8 protein-coding genes are annotated in these 14,574 nt (G+C 44.9%); 3 read left to right on the forward strand and 5 right to left on the reverse strand.

Features of this window, described 5'->3' with window-relative positions:
* Positions 1–66: 66 nt before the first annotated feature.
* Positions 67–2,703, forward strand: coding sequence for a M14 family metallopeptidase (locus tag OKW21_RS22680; protein ID WP_277483822.1), 2,637 nt, complete (start codon positions 67–69; stop codon positions 2,701–2,703).
* Between the two features lie 90 nt (positions 2,704–2,793).
* Complete coding sequence (locus OKW21_RS22685) at positions 2,794–4,488, forward strand: amidase (RefSeq protein ID WP_277483823.1); 1,695 nt, start codon at positions 2,794–2,796, stop codon at positions 4,486–4,488.
* A gap of 39 nt (positions 4,489–4,527) precedes the next feature.
* Here the strand turns inward: OKW21_RS22685 and OKW21_RS22690 are convergent, their stop codons facing one another.
* The 3 genes from OKW21_RS22690 to OKW21_RS22700 form a co-directional block, all read right to left on the reverse strand.
* The gene (locus tag OKW21_RS22690) at positions 4,528–5,901 is read right to left on the reverse strand and encodes a SusD/RagB family nutrient-binding outer membrane lipoprotein (RefSeq protein ID WP_277483824.1); all 1,374 of its coding nucleotides are present in this window, start codon (positions 5,899–5,901) and stop codon (positions 4,528–4,530) included.
* A gap of 29 nt (positions 5,902–5,930) precedes the next feature.
* Positions 5,931–9,182, reverse strand: coding sequence for a SusC/RagA family TonB-linked outer membrane protein (locus tag OKW21_RS22695; RefSeq protein WP_277483825.1), 3,252 nt, complete (start codon positions 9,180–9,182; stop codon positions 5,931–5,933).
* A 512-nt stretch (positions 9,183–9,694) separates the two neighbouring features.
* Entirely contained in the window at positions 9,695–10,309 is a 615-nt protein-coding gene (locus tag OKW21_RS22700; protein ID WP_277483827.1) for a redoxin domain-containing protein, read from the reverse strand.
* A 126-nt stretch (positions 10,310–10,435) separates the two neighbouring features.
* Between OKW21_RS22700 and OKW21_RS22705 the strand changes: the two genes are divergently transcribed.
* The gene (locus tag OKW21_RS22705) at positions 10,436–11,698 is read left to right on the forward strand and encodes a monooxygenase (RefSeq protein WP_277483829.1); all 1,263 of its coding nucleotides are present in this window, start codon (positions 10,436–10,438) and stop codon (positions 11,696–11,698) included.
* A 142-nt stretch (positions 11,699–11,840) separates the two neighbouring features.
* Here the strand turns inward: OKW21_RS22705 and OKW21_RS22710 are convergent, their stop codons facing one another.
* Both OKW21_RS22710 and OKW21_RS22715 read right to left on the reverse strand, forming a co-directional pair.
* Positions 11,841–12,797: a hypothetical protein gene (locus tag OKW21_RS22710; RefSeq protein ID WP_277483831.1), complete on the reverse strand. Its 957-nt coding sequence runs from the start codon at positions 12,795–12,797 to the stop codon at positions 11,841–11,843.
* Between the two features lie 12 nt (positions 12,798–12,809).
* Positions 12,810–14,552, reverse strand: coding sequence for a SusD/RagB family nutrient-binding outer membrane lipoprotein (locus OKW21_RS22715; RefSeq protein ID WP_277483833.1), 1,743 nt, complete (start codon positions 14,550–14,552; stop codon positions 12,810–12,812).
* Positions 14,553–14,574 lie beyond the last annotated feature (22 nt).

Genomic DNA, 14,574 nt, shown 5'->3' on the forward strand with positions numbered 1-14,574 from the left:
AACTATATTAAGAATTTACTTAATTCATGTTTTCTACTAAAAAGAAAAATAATACACTCTTAACTTATGAAGAAACAGATACAATATTTCACTGTTCTATGCATTTGGCTTACATCCTTATTTCCAGCCTATGCACAAAATATTCCTTCCCCCGAAGAAGTGATTGGTTTTCAGATGGGGGCTGATTATAAGATAGCCGATTATACGCAAATTACGGACTATCTCAAACTATTAGATGAGCGCAGTGAGCGTGCCATGATGCAGGAGATTGGCACCTCTGTGCTGGGTAAGCCTATGTATGTGATGTTTATCTCCAGTGAAGAGAACCTTAAGCAACTGGACCGCTGGAAAGAGATCAGCACTAAAATGGCGCGTGCACGCATTTCTGACGAAGAGGCGCAAGAGCTTGCTCAGGAAGGTAAGGCGATCGTCTGGATAGATGGAGGTATACATTCTACCGAAAAAGCCGCTACCCAGTTTCCTCCTGAGCTAGCCTATATGGTCGTAACCGAAGAGACTCCCGAAATGCAGAAGATCAGAGATAATGTAATCTTCATGCTCATGCCCAACATCAATCCCGACGGTCTGGATATCGTAGCCGACTGGTACAAGAAAAACCTGGGCACTCCTTACGAAACCACTAATCCACCAGTGCTCTATCATTATTATGTAGGCCATGACGATAACCGTGACTGGTTTATGAATACGCAGCCTGAGACCCGGGCGGTCACGAATATGCTTTTCCGTGAGTGGTATCCTCAGATCGTTCATAACCAGCATCAAAGCTCACCTCGCTGGGCACGTATCTTTATCCCCCCTTTTTCCAAGCCGGTCAACCCTAATATTCATCCGGGTGTAGTGCATGGTGTCAATATGGTCGGTAACGAAATGGCTTCCCGCTTTGCCATTAAAAAAATGCCCGGTGTAGTATCTGATGTAACCTTTACCATGTGGTGGAATGGTGGCTTGCGTACAGCCCCCTATTACCATAACCAGATCGGTATACTTACCGAAACTGCGCATACTACCCCCACACCTCGCTTTTACCCTCCGGACTCTTTACCCAAAACTATTGGTAATGGTATCCCTACCGATGGTACGGCCATCAATTATCCGGACCCCTGGAAAGGAGGAGAATCACACTTTCGCGATGCGGTAGAGTATATGCTAACCGCGGGCATGGCGACCCTGAGCATCGGCGCCGACCGCAAATCAAAATGGCTGTACGATATGTACAAAATGGGAAGAGATGCTATTGAGCGTGAAGAGGAAACTTTCGCTTATGTTATTCCTGCTGAACAGTGGGATAGTGGCGAAGCCTATAATCTGGTGAACATCCTGATGCAAGGGGGTATTGAAGTACATCAGGCAAGCCGTGACTTTGAAGCCAGCGGCCAGTCGTTTAAAGAAGGGGACTTCGTACTCTACGGATCACAGCCGTTTCGCCCATTTCTGAAAGACCTCCTGGAGAAGCAGGAATACCCTGACTTGCGGCTTTATCCCGGCGGTCCTCCCAAAACTCCTTACGACCTGGCGGGCTGGACGCTTCCGCTACAGATGGGCGTAAAAGTTCTGAAAGTAAAAGAAGAGTTTAAAGCCAAAACTGATGAGTTAGACGAATTTTTGAGCCTGGCTGAGGGTGAGGTGAATAGCGGGAGCTACGGCTACGCCCTATCCCATCGTGATAACAGCAGCACCCTCGCTGTAAACAAGTTGCTGGCTGAGGGTGAGAAAGTGTACTGGCTGAGCGAAGCTTCCGATGATATGGAAGCAGGTACGATCATAATAGAAAAACAAGGCACTACCGAAGCGCAAATTAACAGCCTGGCCGATGAGCTTGGCTTAGATTTTATGGCTGTCAATGGTGAGCCAGCTGTTGATCTTTATGCACTACAAAAGCCAAAAATAGGTTTGTACAAATCCTGGGACGCCAATATGGATGAGGGCTGGACCCGCTGGTTACTTGATCAGTATGTATTTGATTACGACACGCTGCATGATGCGGAAATGCGTAATGGAGATTTATCCCAATACCATGCGATCATCATTCCTGACCAAAGCCCAAGAGAGATTTTACACGGCCATGCGCCTAATACCATGCCCGAAGAATACACGGGCGGTATGGGACTTGCCGGTGCCCTTGCTTTACAAAACTATGTGGAAGAGGGCGGCACACTCATCACTTTTGATGAAGCCAGTGACTTTGCCATTCAACAATTTGGGCTGCCTGTGAAAAATGTAGTTTCCGGCTTAGCCAGCAAAGATTTCTTCATTCCTGGCTCGCTGATCAAAGCTGTGGTCAAAACCGGTCATCCGCTTACCTATGGGATGCAGGACACTGTGGCAGCATCTTTCTCTCGAAGCAGGGCTTTTGAAATTGTAAAACAGTCTCGTGAAGGTGAGGGAGGCAAGGAAGACATTGAAAAAGCACCCGAACCTCTGGTAGAAACTCTGGTAAGTTATGCCAAAGATGATCTGCTAATGAGTGGCTGGGCTTTGGGTGAGAAGAAAGCCATCGGAGGCAAAGGCGCTGCACTCAGAGTTCAGCATGGAGATGGTAATGTGGTACTTTTCGGCTTCCGCCCCCAGTTCAGAGGACAGCCCAGAGGAACATACAAGCTGATTTTCAATGCCATCTACAGCGGTACGATTGATAGTATGCCTACCGTACAAGTAGAAGCGGAAGTTTCAGAAAGCGAATAAGTTATCCCAAATTTATGGGTGAATGGCTGCACGGCAGAATTTATTCAAACTGTGCAGTCACTTATTCATACAGCCATTTAGATTCCACCTATGAAATATTTTATCACTACCCTTCTTACCGCTGCTATCACAGCTACCCTTTGTTATATCATTATGGTTCCTGAAGAGACTGAAGAGGTAACGGCAACTGACATAAGAGCTGCGCAAAAGCTTATTGCAATGGATTTTGATGCTCAGGAGATTGACACCATGCTTCAGGATCTGAACAATAATGTAGAGCGCTATCAGTTCATGCATGCGTACCGTTTGAAAAATGAAGTACTCCCCGCGCTAGTCTTCGATCCTCTTCCTCAGGGATTTGTACCTGACAGCAACTACATAACCCTTCAGTGGAATATACCTGATGATGTGGCCCTACCGGCAAATCGTGAAGAAATTGCCTTTTACAATATCAGGCAGCTGGCTTCACTCATCAAAAACCAGAAAATCACTTCTACCGAGCTTACCAAACTCTACATTGATCGTATCAGGCAATATGATGATACGCTGCACAGCGTAATTACGATTACTGAAGACCTGGCGATGCGGCAGGCAGCCAAAGCAGATGAGGAAATCAGCCGGGGTAATTACCGGGGGCCATTACACGGCATTCCCTATGGGGTAAAAGATCTGCTGGCAGTAGAAGGGTATAAAACCACCTGGGGTTCAGCTACACATAAAGATCAGACGCTGGACTATACAGCGACCGTCGTAAAAAAGCTGGAAGTTGCCGGGGCGGTATTGATTGCCAAAACTACTTCAGGAGCATTGGCCAGAGGAGACGTATGGTTTGGAGGAACTACCAAAAATCCCTGGGATCTGGAGCAAGGTGCCAGTGGTTCTTCCGCAGGCTCAGCTTCCGCAACAGCCGCGGGATTAGTAGGTTTTTCTATCGGTACCGAAACCATGGGCTCTATCGTTTCTCCCTCTACCCGTTGCGGTGCATCCGGTCTACGCCCTACCTTCGGACGAGTTAGCCGAAATGGCGTCATGACTTTGAGCTGGAGTTTGGATAAAGTCGGTCCAATCTGTCGCTCTGCCGAAGACTGTGCCATTGTATTTGATGCGATCAATGGATTAGATGAAGCGGATAAGAGTACGCGCACTCTACCTTTTAACTATGATGGAGAAGTTGATTTCTCAGCAATCAGGTTTGGCTTCCTGGAAGATTATTTTGAGGAAGATACTGTCAATATTAATAATGATGCCAGCCTGGAAAAACTGCGTGCCTTAGGCGCGGATATGCAGGCGGTAAGCATGCCTGATAGTAGCGCACTACCTGTAAAAGTACTTTCTCTCATCATGTACGCAGAGGCCGGGGCAGCCTTTGACGACCTTACCCGCTACAACCTGGATGACGCCATGGTAAGGCAAGGCGAAGGTGCCAGACCAAATGCCCTGAGGCAGTCACGTTTTATACCGGCAGTGGAGTATATCATGGCCAATCGCTACCGCTATCAGTTGATTCAGGAAATGGAAAAGCTCATGGAAGAGGTAGATGTGATAGTAGCTCCTACCCGAGGTTTCAGACAACTGCTGATCACGAATATGACGGGGCACCCGGTTGTAGTTGTACCCAATGGTTTTGACGATGAAGGTCACCCGCAAAGCATTACTTTTGTTGGTAAGCTGTACGATGAGGCTACTATACTGGAAGTGGCAAAAGCTTATCAGGAAGCTACCGAACATGATGAGCAACATCCTGAGTACTTTATCAATGAAGCTAATCTGACTGCCAGCAAATAAAAAAAGAGGCTGACAATGATCAGCCTCTCTTCTTTTCGTCTATTGCTGATCCCACCAAAAGCGGGTTTGTAAATTAGGCGTCTTGATGGGCAAATTCTCCAGGTTCAACAGACGCTCTTCCTGCGGATAGGGTAAGCGACGAGGAATTTCTCCATTGGCATTAAAAGCATTCGTACCTCCTTCTATAAATTCCAGCGCAGGATAGCCGGTCCTCCGGTAATTATTCCAGGTCGTGATCCCTTGTGAATAGCAAGCAATATATTTTTCATCAATCAGCACCTGCAGCTTATCTGCCGCAACATTCCAGCGTTCATCCAGATTCGCCTGATAAGCAGCGGATGTAGCCACACCCGTAATTTTGCTGAATGAGGCCGATACTGCTTCATCCAACGCTGCTTTAGCTGCCGCTATATCAGGAGTAGCTTTCATCAGCTGCGATTCCGCTTCTATAAACTTTACTTCCACATAACTCATCAGTACCACCGGAGAATTGATAGAAGTGTAATAACCGTTGAACTCAAAATCATTGATTCCTCCCACGAATAAGGGCTTACGCGTATCATTTTCAGTAAACGCATTGACAAAATAATCGTCCATACGCATATTACCCGAACGACTCTGAGTAAACTGGTACTGGGGGTTGGGTTCGTTGGCCAGCGTACCAAAATACATTTCAAAATCATCTTCATTAGAAGAAATTACATCGGGTAGCATCGCTAATGCCTCTTCATACGCATTAGGGTTCTGCTTGGCTGCCTGAAATGTATAGCGCAGCTTAAGGGATTGGGCAGCGGCTATCCACAGATCAAGATCGCCGCCGAAGATAAGGTCGTCAGCACCGGGGCTTCCTCCTGCACTCTCTTCAGCACTTAGCCTGGCAATGGCATCATCCAAAAGCTGCGGAATGGTTGTGTTGTACAATTCCTGCTGGCTATCGTAGGCTATGGTAAACTCCCCCTCATCACCCTGAAAAGCTCCTGAATAAGGAATATCTCCGAAGGCATCTGTAAATGTACCGATACCTGCTGCCATCAGCACTTTGGCTGCACCTTCATAATGGGGCGCGTTTTGCTCTTGTGCTTTCTCAATCACAATGTTGATGGTATTCAATGAATTGTGGTACATCCGCTGCCATACTCCATCAGTATCAGCTTCACGAATGAGGTATTTCCAGTTGTCCAGTTGCTGCGCGTTGATACCACGAAACTGCTGGGTGAGCAGTCCGCTGAAACGCACGACCTCCCCTCCTATTACCCAGGAGATCGCCGTCTGTCCGGAAGGTAAGAGCGCTGCCATGGATACATCGGTAGGCACGGAAGGGTCAACATTTGTGTCACCAAACTCACAAGAGCTTACCGAGAAACTCAGTGCCAGGCAGCACATCAAACATCTTTTATATATAGTATTTTTCATTGTATTCAGCATTTAATTTCAAGTGTTGATCAGAAAGAAAGATTGACACTTACACCATAGCTCCGGGTGTTAGGGTTATTGAAATAATCATACCCAATCACATTGCTGGAATCCCCGGTAAGATTGGTTTCCGGATCTATACCTGTGTAATCGGTGAATAGGAACAGGTTGCGGGCGGTAAGTCCAATATTAATTTCTCTGAAGAAGGTGTTGTCCAATAGGCTGCCGGGCAAGTCATAACTCAGCGTAACATCCCGCAGCCGTAGCCAGGAGCCATCTTCAATGGTCAACTCAGTCAGGTTTACAAAGCCGTAGTTTTCATAGTAGTTGGCCCCGCCATCAGTACCCCCTTTTACTACTTCAATATTGTTTTGCTCGGAAGTAGGACTTACGCTTCCATCATCTGCCACTTCGCCCAGCACTCCAGGAAATACGACCACCTCATTGCGGTCCAGGGTTTCAGCGCCCACACCAAAATTATTCAGCACTCCTTTGGTACCATTATAAACGTCTCCCCCTTTGCGGATATCCAGCAAGAAGCTGATGCTGACTCCCTTAAAATTGAAGGAATTTCTAAACCCTAAGAGGAAATCAGGATTGGGATCACCGACAATGCCTTCGGTAGGATCTTCAAAAGGCAAACCATTGGCAGGGTTGATCACTACATTACCTTCATCATCACGCAGGAAGCGCGTACCGTAGAAGATACCGAAAGGCTCGCCTTCGGCGATGCGCTGTGTGCCAAAGGGATCAATGGTGATGAAAGGAATACCTTCTGCTAATTTGATGACCTCATTGCGGATGCGGGTAAAGTTCAGGTTTACATCGTAGGTAAAATTTTCCCTATTAACAATATTCGCGCTAAGGGCAGCTTCTATGCCTTTGTTACTTAACTCAGCGGAGTTTACCGCCCGCTGCTGCCAGCCACTGGCGCTGGGAATATCTACATTCAGAATAGCATCGGTAGTTCTCGCATCAAAGTAGGTGATATCCAAGCCGATTTTGCCATCAAAAAACTGGAAGTCTCCACCAAATTCAATGGTGGTGGTGGTCTCTGCTTTTAGCTGATCATTACCCAATAAGAAGCTGGCATTAAAAGCATTCAATCCTAAAGCCGGGAATATGACACCCTGCGGTGTGGTCCATCCATCCCTTACACGGGATTGTACGAAGCCATTGTTTGTAACAGCAAAAGGCGCGTCATTTCCTACCTGTCCCCAGGAAGCTCTTAACTTACCATAAGAGAAGATGCTACTGTTGATGTCAAAGGTCTGGGAAAAATCCCACCCTATGCTGGTAGCCGGATAGAAGAATGAATTGTTTTCTTCGGGCAAGGTAGAAGACCAGTCATTACGTCCGCTCAGATTGATAAACAGCTCATCCAGATAATTTAACGTGATTGTACCAAATACCCCTACCAGCTTTCTTCGGCTTACTCCTTCCGACACATTGACTGAAGTGGCACTCGCCATATTGAAAAAGCCCGGCGAGGCCAGCCCCTGCCCATCAATCCGGTTAATATGAACTTCTTTATTAAAGTAATTATGACCAACGGTAGCACTCAGGCTCAAAGCCTCAAAATCCTTATTGACTGTAAGCAGCAGATCTGAGTTAAGGTCTTTGCTCTGAATGGTCTGGTTGATCACCTGTCCTACCTGTACACTGGAAGAATTGATGTCGTTTCTGAAAACACGGTCATCTCCATAGGTATCCACTCCGAGGCGGTAAGTGATGTTGAGCCAGGGCAGTACATCATAAGCCAGTTGGGTATACCCAATGATACGATTTACATCGTCGGTAGAATAATTTTTGTTAACAGTGAAGAAAGGGTTATCGTAAATGCTTCCTCCACGATAAGCCCGCTGGGTACCGTCTTCAAACAGATAGCCTGCACTATTATCAAAAGAAGGAGCTGTACGCAGTAAGCCCAGCATCACTCCTGAAGTGTTAGAACCATTTTGCACCCTCTTACCTCCTGAGTTGATGTAGTTAGCTGAAAAGGTAGCGGTGAAATTCTCAAAAATCTCCGCGCTGGTGGTCGCCCTGAAACTGGTTCTGTCAAAGAAGCTATTGGGCATAACACCTGTCTGATCCAGCCTACCCATAGAAAAGAAATAGCTTGTTTTTTCAGTGCCTCCTGATACACTCAGGTTATGGGAAGCATTTGAGCCATTCTCAAAAAACAACTCAGCGTTGTTGTAGGCACGTGCTACCCTGTTTGTAGCCATTGGGTCACCGGCAGGTACAATCAACCCATAAGGGTCCCAGATGGAAGCTTCATCGGCATAACGCAAGTCATTTATCCTTGGTCCCCAACTCTTAGACTGCGTAGAGCCAGACATCGGCGACTGAAAGGTAGGAACACCATCCACTACTGAGCCCTGAGCATAAGTAGTTTGCAGGTCGGGCAGTTTGTTTACCTGATCAATGGTATAGCCAAAAGAATAGTCAATTTTAGCCCCGGTATTCCTTTGCCCTTTTTTGGTGGTAATCACTACCGCTCCGTTGGCAGCCCTGATGCCATACAAAACCGTAGCTGCCGGCCCTTTCAGAACAGTGATGTTAGCTACATCATCGGGGTTAATATCTATTGCCCGGTTTGAGTTAGTTACACCTCCTGATCCCAAATTAGATACCGCATCCTCCGGTGAATCCGCGGTATTGAAAGTAGAGTTGTCAATGGGTATGCCATCAATCACAAAGAGTGGACTGTTACTCCCCTGAACAGATTTATTTCCTCTGATCCTGATCTGAGCGGCTGAGCCTGGTGCTCCACCCGAACTGGTTACTTGTACGCCAGCTACTTTACCGCTGAGTGCCGAGACAAAGTTGGTCTCCCGGGACTTGGTGATTTCTTCAGCGTCTACATTCTGGATAGAGTAGCCCAGTTCCCGTTTATTGGCCTCAATACCCGCCGCAGTTACCACTACCTCAGAAAGCTGGCGCGTATCAGATTCCAGGCCGACATCAATTGTGCTTTGTCCACTGATTTCTATTTCTTTACTGATATAACCAATGAAACTAAAGGTAAGCACTTCCCCACCTTCTGGTACGTTGATTCTGTAATTTCCATCAATATCAGTCACTGTACCTGTAGTGGTTCCCTTTACGATCACGTTTACACCGGGAAGTGGTGCACCGTCTTCTGCTTCGGTCACCTGACCAGAAACAGTTTGGCTCTGAGCGAAAGCATTCAAACAGCATATCATAATGAATAGTAGGCTGCCTAAGTACTTGCCCGACTTATCCCCAAAGGATAGATGAGTAAAGTTCCATCTCATAGATGTAGAATTTAGGTGAAAGATGCCTTGAAGAAGTGAGCAGCAGAAAGTGTAAGCCCTTTGGTAGGTATACTAAGAATTGAATGGCCTGAGACGAATAGACTTAGCTTTTACAGATGCTTAATCCTTCATATTGGGGGATAAATGTAGTTTTAAATATGACAATTTCAACTAATTTTTATTACCACATTTACAATAAAAGGCAATTTTTTATGATAAAAACTCAACTTTTAACCTCATCCTCTCTTTATACTTATCGGGGATTTTCTGGTTGAATGATACATCAATTAACTAAAAAGGGCAAAAACGATACGATTATAGAAAGAAAAAACTTCTAATGTTAAAAAAATATGAACCGACAATAAGTAAAAAACTTTCAGCTAAATCTTGCTTATTTTTACTATCAATTTTTTTTTCAAATTGAGGGTATTTACCCTAACATTTTAGAAGATTGCTGTAAATTAAATGAATTATGCCAACAGACAATAGGCCAATTTCCAGTAATTGATGGCTTAATGATGCATGTTTTTGCTCCTTCCTTTCATACCGGTACCTATCATACACCCGATGGCTTTGGTTTCTTTTTGAGCTATTGGTTCACGCGCCAAGTGTAAGCTTGCTGCATCCTTCAAGAAGTGCTGGGTAACCACTCTTCTGTAACGACCCAGTTCATAGTACCAATTATCAATAGCCCCATGATAAATTATTTCTCCTTCACTGTTTAGTAAATACGTTTCAGGCGTGACACTGGCTCCTATGCTTTTGGTTAATTCCATACGTGGGTCCAGAAGATGAGCAAAATCATATTGATAGGCTGAGGCAAAAGTATTTACACTCTCTTCATCAATATTAACCACCGGATAGATCGCGATGGTTTGAATCCCCTTTTCTTTAAACTGCCGCGCCAACCTTCTGATGGTAGCACCATACTTCTGAGAAACCGGACAATCTGGATCTAGAAAAAGCAAAACTGCCCCTTGCTCTCCTAACAATTCTCCTACTGAGATTTGCCCCCCCTCTGCGGACTGCAAAGGGAGCTCAAGCCAGGACTCAGTTTGAGCCCGAATCGCAGATGACAATACCGTACAAAGCGCGATCAAAACGATAGTAGAAATACTTTTATACATATGTTTATGGCTCTTCAGGGTATCCTTCATTTTTTTTAATATATTACAAATTAATATTGGTGTCAAACCACTGATTACCAAATATTTCACCTAAGTTTTAAGACCGACAAAAAGTCAACATTTGACATGAAAAGGGTAAGTTTTTTCAGCTTGTTATTTTGTCTTTCGTATGCAAGCTTAGCTCAGGACCTCACTTTCAACAAAGATATTGCTCCCATAATCCATACCAATTGTACACCATGCCATCGGCCGCGGGAAGTAGGACCGTTCAGCCTGATTACTTATGAGGACGTAGCCAAACGTTCTAAGTTTATCAGGCATGTAACACAAACGCGCTATATGCCGCCCTGGAAGGCTGACCCGGAGTTTCAGCATTATCAAAATGAGCGCCTGCTCACACAACAGGAAATAGACCTGATTGCCCGCTGGATTGACTCCGGGGTTCCCGAAGGCAAGAAAAGAAATAAGCCTTCCTCTCCTGAGTTTCAGCAAAATTCTCAGATGAGAGCCGACCCGGATTTGGTACTCACCATGCGTGAACCCTTTGATATTCCACCAACGGCTACTGAAGAGTTTCGCTTCTTTTCACTGCCCACCAAGCTGCCGGAAGATGTGTATCTGAAAGCTATTGAATTTCGCCCGGGTAATCGGCAGTATGTACACCACAGCCGGGTCATGCTGGATACCACTAATCTTATCAGAGGTATTGATGGCCTCTCTGAACTTGACCCTAAAGTTCAGGAATTTTACAAGATTCCTCTTGCCGAAGAGTTTTTATATGGCTGGGTGCCGGGAAATATGCCTTTCATTTATCCTGAAAATACAGGGAAACTGCTCAAAAAAAATAGCGACCTGATTCTTAACATTCATTATGCTCCTTCCGGGAACAAAGCACAGGATCAGTCTGGTATCAACTTATATTTTACTGATGAACTGGTTGAGCAAGAAGTACAGATCATGACGCTGCGAGAGAATGACATTACCAATCAGCCTTTTTTCTTAGAAGCGGAAAGCCAGCCTACGTTTTATATGCGCTCCGCGCCATTAGCACAATCCATAGATGTGATTTCTGTACTGCCGCATATGCATACATTGGGCAAAACCTTTCGTGCCTTCGCTATTACGCCTGCCGGTGACCTGGTACCTTTCGTTAAGATTGATGATTGGGATTTCAACTGGCAGTCTACCTATGTTTTTGAAGAATTGCTGAACGTGCCCGCAGGCTCAGTGATCTATGCGGAAGCCACTTATGACAACACCATTAACAATCCTGAAAACCCCAACTATCCACCTGAAGATGTCACTTACGGTTGGAATACTACCGATGAAATGATGAATTTTATTATTTACTATGTAGATGCAGAGGACAAGGGTACAGTAAAGAAATAAGCTCAGCATTCGTTGTGATAATTTTCTCTCTCAACCAATGGGAAGCCCTCCGTCCTTTTGGCAAGCACCTGAAATACAGCATACAAAAAAAAGAGGTATCCTTTTGGGACACCTCTTTTGTTAATTTATTTGTGCTTACTATTTATTCATTTTCTACGCACAAGTCTAAAGTTATTGCTCCTACTGAAGGAGAAGGGCCTCCAGCAGCTATAGAGTTACCTTTCTCGGTTACGATAGAATAACTAACTTCAGAGTCATAATCACCAGAGATAAACTCAAATGATAATGAAGTAGTACCCTCAGGAACAGTGACTACCTCTGTACCTGTTGAGCCATCAGCTAAAGTATATTCAGTAGCCTCTCCATCAACAATGACGCTAATGGCAGCTCCATTCCAGCCATCACCATAGGAGTCATTAAAGGTAATGGTATAATCCTGGGCGGGTTCTTTGATGACCTGACCACATTCCAGAATCCAGTCTACTGAGCAGTTAGCTCCGGGAAGCTCAGTACATACTGAAGGAGACCATGAGTCAAATACTAAGCCATCAGTAGTATAAAGCACCCAGCGAATTGAGAAGTTATCTCCTGAAATAAAAGGTGCGTCATTGCTTCTGGATGGCTTAAAATCATTATCAAATACATCTTCAGCAGTACCATCCTCATCATAATCGTAGGTGGTTCCATTGTAAAGGTTTAATACATCTTCCTGAGAAATGGAAATTGTTGTATTCTCGCGGTTGGCGGGTAATTCTCCACCCTCTATAGTGGTATAAAATATACCTTCATCACCACCGTGCTCGGCAACCAATGGGTTATTATCTACATCTCTGTAGCTTTCATTGAAAAGCACGAATACATCTATTTTTTCCACTTCTAACTCCCTGTCAACAGAAATCCATTGCAGGTTGATATTAAGGTCCTCACCAGTTTGTTCAATGATGAAATTTGTAGGCGAGTCTGCAGCAAACTGCCCGAAAGCATGCACTCCCGGTAGCGGCTCAACATAGGGGTTAAGCTCCTCATCCTCACAGGCGGTGCTAAATAGCATCAGGCCGGTAAGAACCATTGAAATATATAATATTGAATTTTTCTTCATAGTAATCATTGTTTATTCTCCCTCACCATCAACTTCGTCCAAGAATATTTTATCAAGATCAAATACTACACCCTCCTGCTCAGCGGTAACACTCTGGTTGAAGTTCAAATCATCCTGAGCGTAAGGCAGTCTAAGGGCGAAGTCACGCTGTGGCTGTAGCGGAATCTGTAAATCATTAGGAAAACCGGTTCTACGGTAAGCATTGTAAACTTCTATACCACTACCAAAGTTGGTAAACCAGGCCTGCTTGATTACTGCATTCAACTTAGCATTGGTAGTAGGGGCATTATCATATCTTGCTAACCACAAATCTACATATGCATCAGTAGCTTCATCAATAGGCTTGTCAATGTAAGAGTCAAGCGCGGCATCAGGAGCAGGTACGCCACTAGGATCATTTTCCACGCCAAAAGCATACACTTTGTCAATGTGTTCACGAATTACTTCTTCCAGCATGTCACGTACTTCTGCCTCGGTACCGGCATAGTTTCCGGTGAGTATAGCTTCCATGATGTAGAATTTAACCATCTCACTGGTAATCATCGGGAAGAGGCCAGCACCTGTTCCTTTATTTCCAGAAGCACCTTCAGGGCTATCATCATATAAACCCGCTGCAGGGTATACACCAATAGCCGATCTGATGGCTCCATCCAAAGGAATCCCGGATGGATCAGAGCGGTCACGCCCAAAGATACCCGCCAAAAAGTCTTCGGCATCGCCATCAAATAATTTCCCTTTATCAGTATACAGCCTGTCTATCATAGTAGGATTGAGTACCAGGTAGCCATAGACACAACCGGTAATCTGAGAGCAGGGTGTAGTCTGACGGTCAGATGCGTCATTTTGATCCAGGATAGTGGTAGTCTGACGTTTAATATAGAAAGGACGACGAGGGTCTTCAAAGTCCAGCATCTCTACCATAAACTGATGGCCCAAGTAAGTGAAGTTATACGTACTGGTAGTATAGCCATCCACATACCAGGGGTGACGGTTTTCGTTCTCAGGATTGTTAATGCTACTGAACTGGAAAGTAAAGTCATCAGAACCATCCAGGATCAAATCACCTTCATCAATCAGTGCAGTAATGGCCGCACTGTTATCCTGCACCAGGCGGGTATTCATCAGCAAACGAAGTTTCAACGATTTGCCCATTTTGATCCAGCTATCTATGTCACCATTATAGATGGGGTCTCCACTAACTTCTACCACACTATTTTCATTCAGGTTAGCGATTCCCGCGTCTACAAGCTCCATCAGATTCTGATAAATCGCCGCGTCATCATCATAGCCAGGATATTTGATTACCTCAGCGGCATCAGCACGTAAGGCTTCTGAGTAAGGAATATCTCCCCAAAGTTCTACCATCAGGCTAAAATAATAAGCCTTCAGTAGCTGGCCTACACCCAGGTAATATGGGTTATTTCCTTGCTCTTCAGCAATATTCACAATCTGCTGCACATCCTTGAGAGGTCCATAATACAGCTCCTGCCATTCCAGATTATAGGTGTTATTGGTTAAATCAAAACCATCATCACCTTGCTCAGCTAAGATCCCTACAAAACTATGCAGGTTAGAATTGATATCGTGACTAAACTCTTCCGACCCCCTCAATAATGAATTGGCCAGCAACAAATCCAAAGAGGCCTGGGTAGGATTATTAGGATCTTCGTTGATGTTCAGGTCCGTCAGTTCGCAGCTAGCGATCCCTAAAGACAACACCAACAAGAGTGTGTATTTTATATAATTTATTTTCATAGAAAAGAAATTTTTATATCGC

This window comes from Catalinimonas alkaloidigena, from assembly GCF_029504655.1.
GTDB lineage: Bacteria > Bacteroidota > Bacteroidia > Cytophagales > Cyclobacteriaceae > Catalinimonas > Catalinimonas alkaloidigena.

Excerpts from the sequence above, each read along its gene's own strand:
- OKW21_RS22695 (WP_277483825.1), bottom strand. The coding sequence starts at position 9,182 with ATGAGATGGAACTTTACTCATCTATCCTTTGGGGATAAGTCGGGCAAG.
- OKW21_RS22700 (WP_277483827.1), bottom strand. The coding sequence starts at position 10,309 with ATGTATAAAAGTATTTCTACTATCGTTTTGATCGCGCTTTGTACGGTA.
- OKW21_RS22685 (WP_277483823.1), top strand. The coding sequence starts at position 2,794 with ATGAAATATTTTATCACTACCCTTCTTACCGCTGCTATCACAGCTACC.
- OKW21_RS22680 (WP_277483822.1), top strand. The coding sequence starts at position 67 with ATGAAGAAACAGATACAATATTTCACTGTTCTATGCATTTGGCTTACA.
- OKW21_RS22715 (WP_277483833.1), bottom strand. The coding sequence starts at position 14,552 with ATGAAAATAAATTATATAAAATACACACTCTTGTTGGTGTTGTCTTTA.
- OKW21_RS22690 (WP_277483824.1), bottom strand. The coding sequence starts at position 5,901 with ATGAAAAATACTATATATAAAAGATGTTTGATGTGCTGCCTGGCACTG.
- OKW21_RS22710 (WP_277483831.1), bottom strand. The coding sequence starts at position 12,797 with ATGAAGAAAAATTCAATATTATATATTTCAATGGTTCTTACCGGCCTG.
- OKW21_RS22705 (WP_277483829.1), top strand. The coding sequence starts at position 10,436 with ATGAAAAGGGTAAGTTTTTTCAGCTTGTTATTTTGTCTTTCGTATGCA.